General features: G+C 64.0%; 17 protein-coding genes. 6 read left to right on the top strand and 11 right to left on the bottom strand.

What is annotated here, in order from left to right; all coding sequences use genetic code 11:
- Nucleotides 1–6: 6 nt before the first annotated feature.
- Both ccmB and ccmA read right to left on the bottom strand, forming a co-directional pair.
- The gene (gene ccmB, locus GDA49_09900) at nt 7–672 is read right to left on the bottom strand and encodes a heme exporter protein CcmB (GenBank protein MBC6440699.1); all 666 of its coding nucleotides are present in this window, start codon (nt 670–672) and stop codon (nt 7–9) included.
- A complete protein-coding gene (gene ccmA / locus GDA49_09895; GenBank protein MBC6440698.1) occupies nt 669–1,301 on the bottom strand; it encodes a heme ABC exporter ATP-binding protein CcmA in 633 nt (210 codons plus the stop codon). The genes ccmB and ccmA overlap by 4 nt, the downstream gene beginning before the upstream one ends.
- A 111-nt stretch (nt 1,302–1,412) precedes the next feature.
- Between ccmA and GDA49_09890 the strand changes: the two genes are divergently transcribed.
- Complete coding sequence (locus tag GDA49_09890; GenBank protein ID MBC6440697.1) at nt 1,413–2,996, top strand: Rieske 2Fe-2S domain-containing protein; 1,584 nt, start codon at nt 1,413–1,415, stop codon at nt 2,994–2,996.
- Here GDA49_09890 and GDA49_09885 read toward each other — a convergent pair.
- Nucleotides 2,993–3,817, bottom strand: coding sequence for a LysR family transcriptional regulator (locus tag GDA49_09885; protein ID MBC6440696.1), 825 nt, complete (start codon nt 3,815–3,817; stop codon nt 2,993–2,995). The two genes, GDA49_09890 and GDA49_09885, sit on opposite strands and share 4 nt — an antisense overlap.
- Here GDA49_09885 and GDA49_09880 point away from each other — a divergent pair.
- Together GDA49_09880 and GDA49_09875 are read left to right on the top strand one after the other, a co-directional pair.
- The gene (locus GDA49_09880) at nt 3,816–4,271 is read left to right on the top strand and encodes a hypothetical protein (GenBank protein MBC6440695.1); all 456 of its coding nucleotides are present in this window, start codon (nt 3,816–3,818) and stop codon (nt 4,269–4,271) included. The two genes, GDA49_09885 and GDA49_09880, sit on opposite strands and share 2 nt — an antisense overlap.
- A gap of 104 nt (nt 4,272–4,375) precedes the next feature.
- Nucleotides 4,376–5,557 carry an aminomethyl transferase family protein gene (locus tag GDA49_09875; GenBank protein MBC6440694.1) on the top strand — a complete coding sequence of 394 codons (1,182 nt, stop codon included), beginning with the start codon at nt 4,376–4,378 and terminating at the stop codon, nt 5,555–5,557.
- On the opposite strand, the gene GDA49_09870 is transcribed toward GDA49_09875, so the two are convergent.
- Nucleotides 5,503–5,883, bottom strand: coding sequence for a hypothetical protein (locus tag GDA49_09870; protein ID MBC6440693.1), 381 nt, complete (start codon nt 5,881–5,883; stop codon nt 5,503–5,505). The genes GDA49_09875 and GDA49_09870 overlap by 55 nt on opposite strands.
- A gap of 113 nt (nt 5,884–5,996) precedes the next feature.
- Here GDA49_09870 and acnA point away from each other — a divergent pair, with 113 nt between their 5' ends.
- On the top strand, nt 5,997–8,666 hold the full coding sequence (acnA, locus tag GDA49_09865; GenBank protein MBC6440692.1) for an aconitate hydratase AcnA: 2,670 nt from the start codon (nt 5,997–5,999) through the stop codon (nt 8,664–8,666).
- 205 nt (nt 8,667–8,871) lie between these two features.
- Here acnA and GDA49_09860 read toward each other — a convergent pair whose 3' ends face one another.
- The 5 genes from GDA49_09860 to GDA49_09840 form a co-directional block, all read right to left on the bottom strand.
- The gene (locus GDA49_09860) at nt 8,872–11,073 is read right to left on the bottom strand and encodes a hypothetical protein (GenBank protein ID MBC6440691.1); all 2,202 of its coding nucleotides are present in this window, start codon (nt 11,071–11,073) and stop codon (nt 8,872–8,874) included.
- Nucleotides 11,074–11,126: 53 nt separating this feature from the next.
- Nucleotides 11,127–11,621 carry a hypothetical protein gene (locus tag GDA49_09855; GenBank protein MBC6440690.1) on the bottom strand — a complete coding sequence of 165 codons (495 nt, stop codon included), beginning with the start codon at nt 11,619–11,621 and terminating at the stop codon, nt 11,127–11,129.
- 32 nt (nt 11,622–11,653) lie between these two features.
- Nucleotides 11,654–12,037 (bottom strand): hypothetical protein, encoded by a 384-nt coding sequence (locus tag GDA49_09850; GenBank protein ID MBC6440689.1) that lies wholly within the window; start codon nt 12,035–12,037, stop codon nt 11,654–11,656.
- 33 nt (nt 12,038–12,070) lie between these two features.
- Nucleotides 12,071–12,466, bottom strand: a complete 396-nt coding sequence (locus GDA49_09845) for a hypothetical protein (GenBank protein MBC6440688.1) — start codon at nt 12,464–12,466, stop codon at nt 12,071–12,073.
- 375 nt (nt 12,467–12,841) lie between these two features.
- The gene (locus tag GDA49_09840; GenBank protein MBC6440687.1) at nt 12,842–13,048 is read right to left on the bottom strand and encodes a hypothetical protein; all 207 of its coding nucleotides are present in this window, start codon (nt 13,046–13,048) and stop codon (nt 12,842–12,844) included.
- A gap of 124 nt (nt 13,049–13,172) precedes the next feature.
- On the opposite strand from GDA49_09840, the gene GDA49_09835 reads away from it, so the two are divergent.
- A complete protein-coding gene (locus GDA49_09835; GenBank protein MBC6440686.1) occupies nt 13,173–13,934 on the top strand; it encodes a DUF1223 domain-containing protein in 762 nt (253 codons plus the stop codon).
- 32 nt (nt 13,935–13,966) lie between these two features.
- On the opposite strand, the gene GDA49_09830 is transcribed toward GDA49_09835, so the two are convergent.
- Nucleotides 13,967–14,872, bottom strand: a complete 906-nt coding sequence (locus GDA49_09830) for a transglutaminase domain-containing protein (protein ID MBC6440685.1) — start codon at nt 14,870–14,872, stop codon at nt 13,967–13,969.
- 354 nt (nt 14,873–15,226) lie between these two features.
- Here GDA49_09830 and GDA49_09825 point away from each other — a divergent pair, with 354 nt between their 5' ends.
- Nucleotides 15,227–15,616: a hypothetical protein gene (locus GDA49_09825; GenBank protein MBC6440684.1), complete on the top strand. Its 390-nt coding sequence runs from the start codon at nt 15,227–15,229 to the stop codon at nt 15,614–15,616.
- A 92-nt stretch (nt 15,617–15,708) separates the two neighbouring features.
- Here the strand turns inward: GDA49_09825 and htpG are convergent, their stop codons facing one another.
- Nucleotides 15,709–17,613, bottom strand: coding sequence for a molecular chaperone HtpG (htpG, locus tag GDA49_09820; GenBank protein MBC6440683.1), 1,905 nt, complete (start codon nt 17,611–17,613; stop codon nt 15,709–15,711).
- Between the last annotated feature and the right edge of the window lie 470 nt (nt 17,614–18,083).

Raw genomic sequence — 18,083 nt, 5'->3', positions numbered from 1 at the left:
CCACGATCACGCTAGCGCCAGCCGCAGCGCAGCGGCGCCGGCAAGGGCCGCGAGCGGCAGGCTCACGACCAGAATGGCTCCCTCGATCAGCATATGGGGCAGCACGGGCAGGCCTGCCAGCGCCGCCTCGACACCGGAGATGCCGAAGATCAGTACGGGGATGAAGAGCGGCAGGACCAACAGCCCGATCAACGCGCCGCCGCGCCGGGCGCCCAGCACCAGGGTTGCGCCGATCGCGCCGGTCAGGCTCAGCGCCGGCGTGCCGATCAGGAGCGAGAGAATCAGCGGGCCATGGGCTGCGCCGTCGAGCTGCAGCATCATGGCCATCAGCGGCGAGAGCAGCGTGACCGGCAGGCCCGTCACCAGCCAGTGCGCCAGGCACTTGGCGACGACGATGAGTTCCAGAGGCAGCGGCGAGAGCGCCAGGAGGTCGAGCGAGCCGTCTTCCAGATCGGACAGGAAAAGGCGGTCGAGCGAGATCGTCGCGGCGAGCAGTGCGGTCACCCAGACGATGCCCGCAGCGATGCGTCCGAGGAGTTCGGGGTCCGGGCCGACACCGAAGGGAAAGAGGGCAACGGTGACGACGAAAAACCCCAAGGTCAGTGCCGCCTCGCCGCCGCACCGCACAGCAAGCGCCACATCGCGCCGGACCAGGGCCCAGAAGGAGTTCATGGCGCACGGCCCAGGGTCAGGGTCCGGACGTCCTCGAATTCGATGCCCTCGTGGGTGGCCAGCACGGCGATGCCGCCGTTTTGGCGATGACGGGCAACAAGGATGTGCAGTCGTTCGACCGAGGCGGTATCGAGGGTCACAGTCGGCTCGTCCATCAGCCAGCAGCCGCCGGGACGCAGTGCGAGCCGCGCCAGACCGAGCCTGCGTTGCTGCCCGGCCGAGAGCATGACCGACGGCAGGTCGGCCAGCCAGCCGAGATCAAGCGCATCGAGCGCCTCATCGACCGCCACCGTGCCGTTCTCGAAACCCGACCAGAAGGTCAGGTTCTCGCGGACCGAGAGGTTGGGTTTGACCGGGTTGCCGTGCCCGGTGAAGACCATCGCGCGGCGCCAGGCAGTGGGATTCTCCGTGGTCTCCGCGCCGTGCCAGCGAAGCGTTCCTTCGGCCGCCGGCATCAAGCCCGCCATCAGGCGCAGCAGACTCGACTTGCCGCTGCCGTTGGGGCCGCGCAGCACCATGATCTCGCCCGGCTCAAGCGCGAACGACAGGGCCACGAACAGACGTCGGCCGCCCCGTTCGCAGGTCAGGGATTCGGCCTCAAGGACCGGGCTCGTTCCAACCGCCGCCATGCGGCGTGCACTCTACAGGGGTGGTGGGAAGTGGGTAAACTGGGCCGAGGCGCCTCTTGAAAAGAAAGTTATTTGTTTTTAAATTGATTGGAGAGTGCGCGGGAGGAAGCGATGAGCGAGGGTTGGGTCAAGACCGTCAGCGGCGAGGAGCTTCAGAAGAAGTGCCGCACTGTGTTTCGGCTGGACGGCCGTCAGATCGCGCTCTTCGACACGAAGAAAGGCATCTACGCCTGCAACAACCGGTGTCCACACGAAGGGTACCCGCTGCGCGAAGGCACGCTCGACGAGAACTGCCTGCTCACCTGCAACTGGCACAACTGGAAGTTCGACCTGGAGACCGGCGAGAATCAGCGCGACGGCGACAAGCTGCGCACCTACCCGGTCGACGTCCGGGACGGCGAGATCTGGATCAAGATCGTTGATCCGCCGGTCGATGAACAGCTCGCCAAGTCACTCGAGGACCTGGAGCAGGGTTTCGTCGATCACGAGTACGAACGGCTGGCGCGCGAGATCGCGCGCGTCATGCGCCTGGGTGTCGATCCCATGGTCGCGGTGCGGGCAGCGATCCGCTGGTCCCACGACAAGATGGAATTCGGCTGGACCCACGCCTATGCCGGCACCGCCGACTGGCTGACGCTCTACGACGGGCATCAGGACGAGCCCGAAAACCAGCTGATCTGCCTGCTTGAGACCATCGGCCACATGTCGGACGACACCCTGCGCGAGGCGAGCTATCCCTTCGCCGGGGGTTCCGAGGACTGGGATGAGGAAGCCTTCGTGGCGGCCTGCGACTCGGAAGATGAGGCCAGGGCCATTCGCCTGACCCGAGGCGCGCTCGCCAGGGGTGATGCGTTCGGAACCATGGAGCGGGGCCTCGCGCGCGCGGCGCTCGACCACTACGCCGATTTCGGGCACTCGGCGATCTATGTCACCAAGGCCGGCCAGCTTATCCGTCGCCTCGGCGAGGAGGTCGCCGAGGCGGTCCTGCTCTCGCTGGTGCGCAGCATCGTCAACGCCTTCCGCGAGGAGCTGATCCCCGAGTTCCGCGCCTATGGCGAGGCGCTCGAAGGGTTCGGCACGAAGCCCAACGGGGCAGCGCCGCCGGCCACGGATTTCCTCAAGCTCAATGCGAACAAGGCGATCGCCTTCACCGCCGAGCATGGTACCGCCCCATCGCTCGATCTCTTCCGCAGCCTGCTTGCCGCCAACGCCATCAACATGGCGACCTTCGACCTCAAGCACCTCGACAATCTCGACCAGCCCTACGGCAGCGACGTCGGCTGGCTCGATCTGACCCATGGGCTCACATTCGCGGAAAGCGTGCTGGAGCTCTGCCGCAAATATCCGGAACTCTGGCCCAAGGGTCTGTTGCAGATGGCCTGTTTCTCGGGCCGCAACATCGGTCACGACAATCCCAACGTCGATATCGAGGACTGGACCGTTGAGAACCCCGATGCCTTCTTCAAGGAGGTCGAACAGACGCTCTTCGACCATGGCCAGGACGAATACATCGTGTCGGTGCATCTGGTGAAGACGGCCATGGCGGTGCGCAATCTCGTCGCCAGCCAGGAGACCGGCAGCGCTGGCGAACTCTGTCTCGCCGCGCTCAACCGCCTGCTCGCCTCGCCGTTCCGCCGCAAGATGGTCCGCCGCACGGCCCGCCAGGCCATGCGGTTTGTTGAGGTCGATATCTAGTCCGGGCAAAAGGCCGGCAGGCCTTCGAGCCATTCGGCAACGGCTCGAATGCTCTTGAGGGCGCGCCGATCGGCATGACCGAGCAACCAGACTTCGCGTTGCGGCGGGTCGGGCCATCCGTTTGAATCGAGCGCACCGAGGCGGGCATCCGCTTCGGCAGCCGCCTTCGGCAGGAGAGTGAGACCGAGGCCTTGTGCGGCTGCTTCAAGCGCGGTGTCGGCGTCGGTCACGCGCAGGCTGCATGCGGCATCACCGTCGGCGATCCGCTTGGCCAGCCATCGCGACGGCGGCAGCGATGCCATCGCGGCGTCGTAGGTGATCCAGGGCAGCGATGCCTCGGCCGTTCGGTCATGCCGTCCATAGACGCCGTAATGTAGGGTACCGATGCGTCGCGCCGTGACGCGTGTGCCGCCGTCTCGGGGACGGGCCAGCCGGACGGCGAGGTCGCATTCACGCAGCGTGAGGCTGAGATCACTCGGCTCGGGGACCAGCTCGATGGTGAGACCGGGATAACGCGTGGTCAGATTACCGAGGGCGGGGACCAGAATGCGGTTTGCGACGACCGGCACAGCAGTCAGGCGAACGATGCCCCGGGCTGCCTCGGCCGCGGCGCCGATTGTTTCGGCAATGACATCGCCCGATCGCTCCATCGACTCGGCCTCGGCGGTGATGGCCCGTCCCGTGGGGCTGAGCCGGGGCCGGCCGTCTGCCTCGCGCAGCAGAAGCTCTGTCCCCAGGTCATGCTCCAGCGCCCGCAGACGGCGTGCCACCGTGGTCTCATCCACGGCAAGCTGCCGTGCCGCGCCCGCATAGCTGCCCATGCGTGCGAAGGCGAGTAGAACGCGCAGATCGTTCCAATCAAAGCCCTGCATTTTTGCAGGAGAGAACGACGACACTTCGTATGTCAACTGCGCTAATGCAAGTGCAGGGTTGCTCTGTCACAGCCAGAGAGGTCCCGTGACTCACATCGTCCTGTTCGAAGACAACCCGCGGGCCGATCCTGCGATCCGTCAGCGCCACATGGCGGATCATCTGGCCTTTCTTGAAGCCCATGCCGACGTCATCCGGTCGGCGGGCCCGCTTCAGGAGGTCGATGGATCGCCTGCCGGCGGACTCTGGATCGTTGAGCGTGCGACTCGTGAGGAGGTCGAGGGCCTCGTCCACGCCGATCCGTTCTGGCCGACCGGGCTGCGCAAGAGCGTTCGGATCCTTGCCTGGAGCCGCGTCTTCGAGAATGGCCGACCGGCGGTGAAGGCCGCGACGCCCAAGTTCTGATCGACTGACCATTGCGGTTTTCTCAAGGGTCACAGCAGCCTTCTCGGTCGTGGCCAGGCGGGGGATGCGCTAGGACTCCCCTGACCCTTGGAGAGGACCGCCGCATGACCCGCCATCTCGTCGTCCAGCGCGATCTCGTCTGCACCTTGCCGGGGCCCGGTTGGAACTACGGTCACACCCGGTCGCCGTTCTATCCGCACGCGGTCGCCGAGGGCGCGACCTTCGTCGTCTACAACCGGCGCATGATGCCGGTCTCCATGACCAACGCCGATCGCTTCCAGGCGTACTGGGCTCTGAGGAAGGGCGTCGTGCGGCTCGACACCGGTGAGCTGCCCACGGAGTTCCGGGGGCCCGACGCCGAACGGCTGCTCAACCGGCTCTTCACCCGCGACGTCTCCAGGATGAAGCCTGGCCGCAGCGCCTATGGCGTGGCTTGCTGGCCCGATGGCGGCATCCTGGTCGATGGCATTCTGGTCCGTCTTGAGGAGGATCGGTTCTGGTATGTCCAGGCCGACGGCGATTTCGTCGGCTGGGCTAGGGCCCATGCGCTCGGCCTGGATGTCGAGATCACCGATCCCCGGTCCTGGGTTCATCAGATTCAGGGGCCCAAGGCCTTCGACGTGCTGGCCGAGGCCTGCGACGACGGCATGCCCGAACCGTTCAGATACTTCGATGCCCGTGAGGTCACGATGGGCGGTCAGACGGTCCTGATCACCCGCACCGGCTGGACCGCCGAGCTCGGCTTCGAGGTCTACACCCGGCCCGGCATGGACGACGACGCCCTGTGGGCGCACATCAGCGCCGCCGGGGCGAAGCACGGCATGCTCGATATCGGTCTCGACGGTATGGACATCCGCCGCATCGAGGGCGCGATCTTCAACAATATCTCCGACATCGACCACACAACCTCGGCCTGGGCCGCCGGCTTCGGTCCCTTCCTGAAATTCGGGAAAGGCGACTTTTTCGGCAGCGATGCGCTGCAGGCCATGACCGATCGTCGGACCTGCATGTACGGCATCACCTGCAAGGCCGCCGAACCGCTGGCCGGCGGGCCCGTCGCGCGCGACGGCAGGAAAATCGGCCACATCACGGCCTCAGGCTGGTCGCCTTACCTGGAGCAGGGCGTCGCCTTTGTCCGGCTCAGCAGCGCGGACGACCTCGCCCCCCGAAGCTGCGAAGTCATGGGATTCGACGGTGCCATGCATCCCGCAAGGATCGTCGATCTGCCGTTCTACGACGCCGAAAAGAAGATCCCCCGCGGCCTCGAAGTTGCGAGCTGGGACTGACGACACGACCAACATGTCCCCGTGATGCCGCGGTCAAGCCGGACGATGACGGGGACATGTTGTGACGTCCAATCGGACAGCGGGATGAACACGTTTTCGTCGCCGGGGACGTTGCCGAAGCGGCCCGCTCGCCAGTCGTCCCTTGCCTGTTCGATCTTGTCCTTCGAGGTCGCAACAAAGCTCCAACGGAGGTGACGGCGGCCGTCCGACGATGCGCCGCCGACCAGCAGGCTGCCGCTGACGACATGGACCGAACGTTCACCGAGATCGGCCGGAAGCGCCAGGCTGCCGTTCGGATCGATGGTCGCCGCATCCTGTTCGGCCAGGACGGAGGTTCAATGCAACGGTCATTTGCCTTCCGGGGCCTGCCGTATATGTTCCGGCCCAACGGGGCCCGAAGAGCCCCCCAGCGACGCACACCATCCTGTGGAGAGACACCGTGAGCAGCCTCGACAGCTTCGGCGCACGCCAGACGCTTGATGTCGGCAACCAGTCCTACACCTATTACAGCCTGGAGAGGGCCGCCGAGCATCTGGGCGACATCTCGCGCCTGCCGGTTTCGCTCAAGGTGCTGCTGGAGAACCTGCTACGCCACGAGGACGGCGACACGGTCACTGCCGACGACATCCGGGCGATCGCTGGCTGGCTCGAGAACCGCTCAAGCAGCGAGGAGATCGCTTTCCGCCCGGTCCGCGTGCTGATGCAGGACTTCACCGGCGTCCCGGCTGTCGTCGATCTCGCGGCCATGCGTCATGCCATGCGCGAGCTGGGCGGTGATCCCGACAAGATCAACCCGCTGTCACGCGTCGATCTCGTGATTGACCACTCGGTCACGGTCGACCGGTTCGGCACGCCCCATGCCTTCGGCGCCAACGTCGAGCTCGAGATGGAGCGCAACAAGGAGCGCTACCAGTTCCTGCGCTGGGCCCAGACCGCGTTCGACAACCTTCGGGTCGTGCCGCCGGGCACCGGCATCTGCCATCAGGTGAATGTCGAGTATCTCGCCCGCGTTGTGTGGAACCAGAACGGCGTCGTCAGCCCCGACACGCTGGTCGGCACCGACAGCCACACCACGATGGTGAACGGTCTCTCCGTGCTCGGCTGGGGCGTCGGCGGCATCGAGGCCGAGGCGGCCATGCTGGGGCAACCGATCTCCATGCTGATCCCCGAGGTCGTCGGCTTCCGCCTGACCGGTCAGCCCAGGGAGGGCGCCACCGCGACCGACCTGGTTCTGACCGTGACCCAAATGCTGCGCGCCAGGGGTGTCGTCGGCAAATTCGTCGAGTTCTTCGGGCCGGGCCTCGAACACCTCACGCTGGCCGACCGCGCGACCGTCGCCAACATGGCACCCGAGTATGGCGCGACCTGCGGCCTCTTCCCGATCGACGAGCAGACCACCAGCTATCTCTCGTTCACGGGCCGTGAGCCCGATCTCGTGGCGCTGGTCGAGGTCTATGCCAAGGCCCAGGGCCTGTGGCGCAACGCCGATGCGCCGGAACCGCTCTACACGGACACGCTGGAACTTGATCTCGGCGAAGTCGAGCCGAGTCTTGCCGGACCCAAGCGTCCACAGGACCGCATCGTCCTGAGCCAGGCCAAGACGGCGTTCGACAAGGTGCTGGCCGAGAACGGCCGCGACGCCGGTGACCTGCAGTCGGCCGAGATGGACGGCGGTGGCACGCTGACCGATGGCGCGGTGGTGATCGCCGCGATCACCAGCTGCACCAACACCTCCAACCCGGCGGTCATGCTAGCGGCAGGTCTGGTCGCCAGGAAGGCGCTCGACCGGGGGCTCAAGGTGAAGCCCTGGGTCAAGACATCGCTGGCGCCGGGCAGCCAGGTGGTGACCGACTATCTGGAAAAGGCCGGCCTGCAGGACGCGCTCGACGCCCAGGGGTTCAACCTCGTCGGCTACGGTTGCACGACCTGCATTGGCAACTCAGGCCCGCTGCCCGAGCCGATCCACAACGCCATCGAACAGAACAAGCTGGTCGTCGGCTCCGTACTTTCGGGCAACCGCAATTTCGAGGGCCGCGTGCACGCGCTGACCCGGGCGAACTATCTCGCGTCGCCGCCGCTGGTGGTTGCCTATGCACTGGCAGGCTCGATGACCATCGACATCACGACCGAACCGCTCGGCACCGGCGACGACGGCGAGCCGGTCTATCTGAAGGACATCTGGCCCTCGAACGCCGAGGTCGAGGAAGCGATCCGTTCGTCGCTCGCGCCCGACATGTTCGAGCGCCGTTATGCCGATGTCTTCACGGGCGACGATGACTGGAAGGCCATCGAGGTGCCGCAGGAGCGCATCTATACCTGGGACGCGACCTCAACCTACATCCAGCGCCCGCCGTTCTTCGACGGCATGCCAAGGCAGGCGCCGACCGACGCGACCGATATCACCGGCGCCCGCGAACTCGCACTTCTCGGTGACAGCATCACCACCGACCATATCTCGCCCGCGGGCGGCATCGCCGCCAACACGCCGGCGGCGAAGTACCTGACCGAACGCCAGGTGCAGCGACGCGACTTCAACAGCTACGGCTCACGCCGCGGCAACCACGAGGTCATGATGCGCGGTACCTTCGCGAACATCCGTCTGCGCAACGAACTGGCACCCGGGACCGAGGGCGGCGTCACGCGCCATCAGCCCTCGGGCGACGAGATGGCAATCTATGACGCCGCCATGCGCTATCAGGACGAAGAGGTGCCGCTGGTCGTTGTCGCGGGCAAGGAGTACGGCACCGGATCGTCGCGCGACTGGGCTGCCAAGGGCACCGTGCTGCTGGGCGTGAAGGCGGTCATTGCCGAGAGCTTCGAGCGCATCCATCGCTCGAACCTGATCGGCATGGGGGTCCTGCCGCTCCAGTTCAGGGACGGCGAGAGCCGCCAGACCCTTGGGCTCGACGGCACCGAGATCTGGGACATCACCGGTCTTGCCGACGGCATCACGCCGCGCATGGATGTCACCGCAACAGTCCACCGCGCCGACGCCTCGTCGATCGACGTGACGCTGACCTGTCGCATCGATACCGGCAACGAGGTTGCCTACTACCTCAATGGCGGCATCCTGCACTACGTCCTGCGTCAGGCCGCCGGCACGGCGTAACCGATCAGGGAATCTCGCGGTCGAGCCCGCGGGGGATGCGTTTCTCGGGGTTGTGGAACGGCAGGGCCACGGCCGTGCAGAACGTCGTTCCTTCGTCTGTGGCAAGCGAGAGTGTGCGTCCGATCCAGTCGCCCCTGTCGTTGAAGCGCCCCGTGTTGTCGGTGACATTGGCTGCTCTGGAGCCTTACGTTCCAGAGGGGATGAATCACTCATCAGAGGTGGCCCACCGTTTTCCGCCATTGTTCCGGATAGATCGGCTCACGAGTGCCCTTATGTCCCGAAGAAACTCGTCGGAAGGTTCGGTCGGGACAGGCGCGGCGGCTTCGTAGATGTCACGGATTTCACGGGCTCTGACAGAAGTGGAGCCACGATCACGACGTTCGTATGCTTCGCGCCAATCGGGGAGGTGCTTCGCGATCATCCGTTCGGGGACGAGGTCGTGGAGGTCAGTAAACACGGCCTGCCGTATCGTTGCGATTGCTGTTTGCGCCGCGCTCTCGTCTTCCGGCTCCCGTGTCCACCTGACAGGGGAATCGAGGAACCGGGAAATCGACTCATTCAGCCGGGCCACAAGGTCCGCGATCGGACGGAGCTCTTTGTACTCGTCGTCCATCTCACCTGCGATGCGTCGGTTGAGAGCCTTGACTGTTGCCCAGTGCGCGCGATGCACGCCTTCGTGAATGCCCAGACCGAGACGGGCATTCCAGGGACGTTGAAAGTCGTTCGCCGCGGCCTGCACGGCAAACAGAAGTCCTGTGATGTCGTAGACGGGACAGGCATCCGGTGGTGGTGGCGGCAGAATTGCGCGTTCGAAGAATCCGAGAAGCCTCTTCATTTCCTTGGTAACACCATCAGGAAGCTTGTTCGCTCTGTGCAGTCCGCCCAGCATGAAGCACCGGTCGTCGAGATCGCGCTCCAGAGCCCTGATGACCGGCGGGCCGAGAACATTTTTCAGGCTGCTGAGGGCATTGGTGACCGAGGCGAGGACATGATTTCGCTTGTCCTCGAAACGGGGAAGATTGTCGCCCTTCACCTGGTCGAAATGCGTGAATGCGATCGCAAGTTTGTTGTTGTGACCGCTTGACGCGACTGACCGCAAAACGGCCAGTGGCGCTGCCTGCATGGGGTTCTGGGCGTTATCGACAAGAAGGATCGCGTCAACCTCGCGGTATCGACGGGTGATGCGGGTAGTTACGCTTGAAGAGGATTCCGGCGTGTGACCGAGACCCTGGCCGTCAAGAAGAACCAGTCGGGGCTGGATATCATGGAAGCTGGGAAAGAGCGGTCCTTTGGCCCGGACACCATCGACAAGAGGCGTCAAGAGACGACCGAAGTGCGATGCATGGTTGCTGGAAAACCATCGGACCTGCTGGATGAAATCGCCCCGGTCCTCGGTGGTATAGGTCCAGATTTCAGGCCACCCGGAACGTCGCCGCTGCAAGGTGCCCTCTTCGATCAGGTCGAAGCGTGATCGAACATCGTCAAGTATATCATGGACGATCTCCACAAAATCGGGTTCATCCTGAACACGTTCCTCGAAAAGATCCCCTGCAGCGTCTCGTTCAGAGCCCCTCAAGTCCTGTATGTCCTCGCCCAGCTCGCCCGAAATGGCCGTGGAGACCTTGTTTGCAAGGCTCTTTATCCGCTCAAGATAGCGCTCCAGCGTCATTTGATTTTCACGGCGCTCGTCTTCAGGGACTTCGTCATCCGAACCTTCTGCCGAGTCGGGAGCGTCGGCGGCATCGTCGTCGAACGACCAGTCGTCCCGGGAAACAGGAGGCTTCGCCTTTCGCCATGAACCGAGAACGTAGCCAAGCCGAAACGTCTGATCGTCGTGATTCAAGAGCTCGTCGATGATTTTCTCGTCGGAATCCCACTCCCAAACCGCGAGGCAGGCATCCGCCAGACAGTCTTCGATATTGGCCTGAACGTGATGTTCGGAGAAGAAGGTGACTGCTGCGGCGAAGCGCCCTTCGGAGGGTATGACCTCAATGTCGGAGATCGTTGTTTTCGCGGTCGAAGTAGAAGGGAACCGTTCTCTCTCGGGGTCTGAGCCGATGAAGTGCCTCAACAGCGAGGTCTTCCCCGCCCCCGTCGTGCCGACAAACATGACCCGGGAATAACCGTCATCGGCGGACGGAAGCGGAATATGCTTTTCACGGAGCTTCCACGTATCTGCCCGTCCGGCCTGGATGTCATCATAGAACGCATCAACAACAACCTTCGAGAATCGGTGCCCGGCGTGCTGACGCTTCGAGGCATTCCACCAGCTTTCGTCGGAAAGCATCTCATTCATTTCAGCGACAAGCCTGTCCGCCTCGTCTGCGTCGTCGGTGCCAAGGCCCCGGCGCACCTTCAGGCCCGGTTTGCCTCTTGCGTCGGTGCGCAGCGGGTGGCGAAAGCTCATGCTCCAGCCCGGCCTGTTCTGGGTTCGGGATTTTGATGCTGTATATCGACCCGTCATGTTGTCCTCCGTTGTACCAAGATAGCCTTGATACGAGAGTCCGGTGACCATGTCAAGCGTTGTACCGTGTTGTGGCAACGAAAAGAGGCGAGGCGCGAAAGCGGGGCAGCGAAGCAGTCCCATGCACATGGGACCGATATCGGATTGCTCGCTGCGCGGAAGATGGCGCTCGCGGCCCTCCCGTTCAGGTGAGAACCGCTCCCGCCGTCCGCCGCCGGTTTCAGTTGCGCAAAGAGTTTCGCATCAAAACACACCCCGTTTTCCGCATCACGCCGTCGATCCAGATCGGGGCGTCGCCCGAGAAGGCGACGGACTCGCGCGGGCGCATAACCCTCGATTGCCGAGAGGACATCGCTGGCATTGCGCAGGGCGATCATCGCATAACTGCCGTCGGGCCGGTCAGCGGGACAGGACGCCGCGCCCGGGCCTGCGACAGGAAACATCGACAACGCTGCCGCCGCGCGGCGGTACAGGACATGGCGTCGGGTCATGGCAGATCTCCGTGCAAGAGCGCCCGGAGCTGTCACGCCACCGTTGCGGTCTGTCTGACGGCGACTGGCATCACCCGACGCGCAATCAACCGGTCAGCCTGGCGACGATGGCTTTCTCCCATCCGCCGTGGGCCGTGGCTGGAAGGTTGTCGGACGATGACCACTGCGACAGGGTGTCTCCCATCGGCGTTCCCGTCGCCTTCACCTGGGTCATGGAAGGCGAGATGCCAGCCGCGGCGGCCGCGGAACGACTCGACATGATCGAACGCGGGTTCCCCGGCATCGAGACCGTCCATCTCGTCGAGCACGGCCTTCGCCGTATCGTCGGGGTGGGTGCAGGGCGCGACGTCGCGGCCGGGCAGCCACCACTTCTCGCTATCGGGATCGTAGGCGGACGAAGAGCACCTCGCCGGCATCGTTGGTCACCACCAGATTGGCGATGACCTGGGTCATGACGGGTCTCCCCATTGTTTGTCGTGATTTTCGATTTCGGTCGCGATCCAGTTGAGCTCCGCATCGAGCAGGACCCGTTCGCGACGGGCCAGAATCCGAGAGGGTGCGGCGGACGTGCGCTCGCGGATCAGATCGTGTCGTTCGGCCAGCGCCGTTTGGCGCGCGACAAGATGGGCGCGCAGTTCGTCCGGTTCGTACTCATCCATCGCTGCCAGCGCGACATGAACAGGCTTGGGCCTTGGCGTGACGAGACAAAGTGCATTGGGCAGCTCGTCGGCAAGCGCACGGAGGCCGGCGCGTGTGATGCGATAGCGGATCCGGGACGGACGATTGCCGACCTGCTCCTCGCCCATCACCTCGGCCAGGCCCTGCTTCACCAGGCTCCGGAGCATGGCGTAGATCGAGGCGTCCTCCAGCGCGAACCAGAGTGCGAAGCCGCGGTCGGTCAGGATCGTCTTCCGTGTAGCCGGTGTCGACCATCCGGTAGCTGCCGTCCTCGATCAGACAGATCGCGTCCTGGCCGATCGGCATGCCGACAGCAGTTCGGGATCGCTGTCGCAGGCTGCTGCGATGAGCATCTTGATGAGGATGAGATGGGCGATGACGACGATGTCGCCTGAGAGATCGCTTTCGCGAAGCTACGGCGTGATCCGCTCATAGACCTCGCGATAGCACCGGCCGCCTGGTAGCACGTTGCGGAAGGGATTGCTTCGTTGCCGGTCAAAGGCCGCCTTGTCCTGCAACACCTTCTCGGTCGCGGTCAGGCCTTACCAGGCACCGTTGCTGACCTCCATCAGCCGCTCGCCGTAGCGCACAGCCTTCGTGTCGCGACCGAGCGCAGCACAGACGATCGCGCAGCTCTGACGTTTGTGCTCCAGCGGGCTGCACCAGATCGGCACCGTCGAGCGTGAGGGCTGCAGGCCCGGCAGCAGCGTTTCCATAGTCTCGACCTGGGCCGCCCGATCCGGTTCCACTCGGTTTCGTCGCGGCGCAGAAGGTAGATCATGCTCATGATGTCGCCTCGTTCGTCGCCGACCATAACCCGAACGTGACTTGCTGGTGACCCGAGCCCTGACCACACTCCAACCCGTCATGCAAATGCGCAATTTCCTTATCGCCGCTACCGCTGCCCTGGCAATCGGCGCCGGTCCTGCCAGCGCCGAGTCACCGGTGGTGGTCGAGCTCTACACGTCCGAGGGGTGCAACTCGTGCCCGCCAGCCGAGGAGTATCTCTTTGATCTCCGCGAACGCGACAACGTCATCGCGCTCGCCTTTCACGTCGACTACTGGGATTACCTCGGCTGGAAGGACCGCTTCGCCAGTGAGGCCTTCACGAATCGCCAGCGCGGCTACGCTCGCGCCATGGGTGAGCCGATGATCTATACGCCGCAGCTGGTGGTCGGCGGGGCCCAGCACGTCGTGGGCTCGGATCGCCGCCGTGTTGACGCCGTGATCGATCACGCCGCGCAGCAGCCGGCCGCCATCGCCATCGGCATGGCTTGGTCGGAGAGCCGTGCGCTGACGATCTCGATCCCGGAGGCAGACTACGATGGCAACGCGACCATCTGGTTCGCGCGCTATATCCTGGATGCTGAATCCGATGTCACGTCGGGTGAAAACGCCGGCAAACATCTCGTCCACGCGAACATCGTCGACGAGCTGACAGCGATCGGCATGTGGAACGGCGCGGCGATGGACATCATGCTGCCCTGGGAGTCAATCGTGAACGCCAACGGCGACCACGGTTTCGGCGGCGCCATCATCGTGCAGCCCGAAGGTCTCGGCCCGATCCTCGGTGCCCGTGAGATCACCTACGACCAGATGGCCGATGCCTACCAGAGCATATCCCGTTCAGATTGAATCAGTCTGAATGGGTGAATTCTCTCCAGGCTTCAGGCCGCGTACAGGGTGACGATTTCGAAGCCCGGGTCACCCGATCCGTGATAGCTGACGACCATTTCGGGAATACCGATCCACGGCACCGTCTCGAGAACGTCCCTGGCATTCTCGAATGTCGCGCCACCGCCGAGCAGGCGATCGGCGATGGCATCAGTCTCTGTGGCGAACTCGGGCAGGCGCTCCCGGGCGTTGGCGAGGGTGTCGATGCCCGACCAGTAGTCCCACGGTAGAAGTTCGATGCAGGCGAGTGACGCCGCATCGCGCACCACGCTGGTGGCGGCGAACCAGTGTCCGGTCAGGCCGATCTGACAGACCCCGATGTGATCGGCGTCGACCGTGCCACGGCGGCAGGCAAGCCAGGACTCCGGCGAACAGACGAAGGCGTCGCGCACCACGTCCCACGGCTCGACCGACCGGGAACACATCTTGAGGCCCTGAGGTCCGAGCTGCATGTCGACCAGCCGCCAGGCGCCGGCGTGCCAGACCTCGGCGACCCAGTGGTCATCCCAGAAGCCGGCGGTGAAGTAACGCGAGAAGCCGCCGCGCATGCGCGCGGGGATGCCGTGGTGTCGCAACACGGCGACACCGAGCATGGCATGATCGCGGCAGATGCCGCCAAGCCTCTTCTCCAAAGCACGGCCTTGGGCCACCGGCCCGTCGTCGCGGGCCATGAGATGTTCCAGCAGGCGCGCGACCGTGCGGTGTCGCCGGTCCAGGTCCTGTTCGGCCGTGATCGGCAGCCCCAGGACGGCCGCGACACCGGGGTGTATCATCAGGGCGGAGACCTGTGCGGGCAGGGTCCGGATGTCGGGATCGAACTGGTCGAGAACAGCGCCGAAGCGGCCAGGATCACTGACGGCGGTCTGTTCGAGATAGGGGCTCAAATCGGCTTCGGTCACGGTCGGAACTCTTCGGTCCGGAAGGGCGTGACCAAGACTATGAGCTCAAATCTTGCAAATTTGTCAAGTGCTTAACCCGAGAGATTGCCGAATACCGAGAGCGGCTTGCTCTCCTCGACGGTCAAGCCTTCCAGCCGGGTCGTCTAGGTCGGACTGATGAAGAGCACACGGCGGCCGGTCGGCGGATCCATACGACGGTGACGACACACTTCTGGACGGTGATGGTGCCGACCGGTTTCTGATCAATGGTGCCGACGCTGGCCATGATGTTGATCGAAGACTTCCATTCGGAGAAGGACCGCCTTCATCTCGTCAACGTCGAGTGGGGATTCTCTCGACGATCCTGCCCTGACTGTGGTGGATGACCATACACTGCTCATCCAGATCGATACTGACAGCTTTCTCACCCTGGTGACGACATCATCCGACAAAGCGATTGCGTTTCTTGAGACCAATTACTTGCTGGGTGCTGGCTTGCTGGGTGCTGGAACGTTTGCCGACGAAACCATGGCCCGGACCAGCTCGAACGATGTGATCGACGGCGGGGACGGGCAACGACACCATGTTCGGATGCGAAGGCACTGGCGTCTTCTAACTACACGGCTGGTTCTGACGGGCAGGCAGGTGGGCACGATGAGACCATTGGGCTTTGGTCGTCTCAAGATGTCGTGGGGCTCCATGATGTCGGGGTCGATCATTTCGCCGATCTCGACATCATGGGGCTTGGAGACGGCCTGCGATTGATCATGTTCGGGGAGCGGGCCTCACTTACGATCTCCTTCGGGAGCTGGGGCACGCACGAACTGAGCGAGTCCAACTTCCTCTTTGCTTGAGGCCTAACCTCCCACGGCGCGCGCCATCGCGTCGCTCATGCGCCTGGCAAACTGGGTGGGGTCCCTGGGCAGCTCGCCTTCCAGAATCAGGGCCTGATCGAGCAGCAGGTGGGCCATGGCGTCGATGTCGCCTGGGGTGCCGCCACTCTTCGCGCGATCGCCGAGCGAGCGGATCAGCGGGTGTTTGGCGTTGATCTCGAGGATACGTTCGCTCTCCATGCCGAGCTGGCCGGTGGCGCGCAGCATCTTCTGCAGGCGCATGTTCATGTCGCCCTCGTCGACCACGATGCAGCAGGCCGAGTCCGTGAGGCGCCTGGATTCGCGCACGTCTTTCACCTGGCCTTCGAGCGCGAGCTTGATCATGGCAATCAGTGGGGCGGTGTCGCCGCAGGTTTCCTCGTCCTTGGTCTCGTCGTCCTTGTCATCCGCGCCGCTGATGGTCGAGAGATCGATGTCGCTGCGGCTGACGCTGGTGAAGGATTTTTCCTCGTAAGCGTTGGCCGACATGGTCCAGAATTCGTCAACCGGATCGTCAAGCAGCAGGACCTCGACGCCCTTGGCGCGGAAGGCCTCCAACATCGGGCTCTTCTTCATCGTCTCTGCGTTGTCGCCGGTCAGCATGAAGATCTGGTCCTGGCCCTCCTTCATGCGGCCGATGTAGTCGTCGAGGCCAACCCAGCCATCTGCTTCGGTGGAACGGAAGCGGGCGAGTTTCAGGAGGGCGTCGCGGCGTTCGGCATCCTCGTAGATGCCTTCTTTCAGGACCTGGCCGAAGGTCTCCCAGAACTGGGCGTAGGCTTCGGCGTCCTTCTCAGCCTTCTTCTTCAGTTCGTTGAGCACGCGCTTGACCAGCGCCTTGGAGATTTTCGCGACAATCGGGTTGTTCTGCAGCACTTCGCGGCTGACGTTGAGCGGCAGGTCCTCGGAATCAACCACACCCTTCAGGAAGCGCAGCCAGGCCGGGACCATGCCCTCGCACTCCTCGGTGATGAAGACCTTCCGCACGTAGAGTTTCACACCGTGGCGGCGGGACGGATCGAACAGATCCATCGGCGCCATGGTCGGTACGAACAGCAAGCTCGTGTAAGCGATGACACCCTCGGTGCGGTTGTGGAGGGTGAGCCAGGGCTCGTCGAAGGCATGGCCCACGTGGCGATAGAATTCGGTGTACTGGTCAGCCGTGATCTCGGACTTCGACCGGGTCCAGAGTGCGGCGGCCTCGTTGATCTGGCGCTGCTCGCCGTCGGCGCTGAGCCAGACCGGCAGGCCGACGTGATCGGAGTAGGTCTTGATGATGGTCTCGACGCGCAGGGTCTCAGAGAACTCCTTGGCGTCCTTCTTGAGCTTCAGTTCAATCGTCGTGCCGCGCGGGGTCTCCGCATCGGCCTCGTCAATCGAGAACCCGGTGCAGCCGTCCGAGGTCCAGCGCCAGGCCTCGTCGGACCCGGCGCGGCGGCTCGTCACCGTCACCGCGTCGGCGGCCATGAAGGCGGCGTAGAAGCCAACGCCGAACTGGCCGATCAGGCTGACGTCCGACTTCTCCCTCTTGGCCTTGTCCTTCTCGGCCTCGGCGAGCTGTTCGGCGAACCTCGCGGTGCCGGACCCTGCGATCGTGCCGAGGTTCTCGACCAACTCGTCGCGGGTCATGCCGATGCCATTATCGGAGACCGTCAGCGTCTTCTTCCTGGCGTCCGGCGCGATCGTGATCCGGAGTTCGGGATCGTCCTTGAGCAGTGTACCGTCAAGTTGGGCCTCATAGCGCAGCCTGTCGCAAGCGTCCGATGCATTCGAGATCAGTTCGCGCAGGAAAACCTCGCGCTTGGAGTAGAGCGAGTTGACGACGATATCGAGGATCCGGTTGACCTCGGCCTGGAAGTCGTGGCGTTCCCCGGTGGATGTCTCCGCCATTGCATAAATCCTGTTGTTCGGGATGTTCTGGGTGCTGATTTAGTCTTGGAATCGCGTGCGTCAAGCCGCCTCGCCCCCTGTGCCAGGCTTGACGGCCGTCACCTGCCGGTTGTGTTGGCAAGCGCCAGACTCTCTTCATGCTTGGGTCTTTGTGCCAAGGTGCCGTGACGGTCGTGAAGTCGGCGGCCTTATCTTCTGGCTGCTGATGCGTGTCGCCGATTTCGCCAACGCCAGGGACGAACGCGAGTTGCGGCGTGCGCGGCGCATGGCGTACCCTACAGGCGAGGAACGTCACTCGAAGCGGAGTGCACGGCAGAACGCCGCGCGCATCGTTGCGCGCTATGCCGATCCGGTTCCCGAGGAGCCGGTCGAACGGGCCGAACCGAAACCGGCGTCGGCCATCGCCACCGCCCGAATCGGATCGACCGGACCCCGTCACGGGCGTCAGCGACATCTAATAGGGGACGCAA

This window comes from Rhodospirillales bacterium, from assembly GCA_014323865.1.
GTDB lineage: Bacteria > Pseudomonadota > Alphaproteobacteria > SP197 > SP197 > SP197.
Note: the sequence above shows the minus strand (reverse complement) of the source record. Positions and strands in the feature narration are given on the sequence as shown.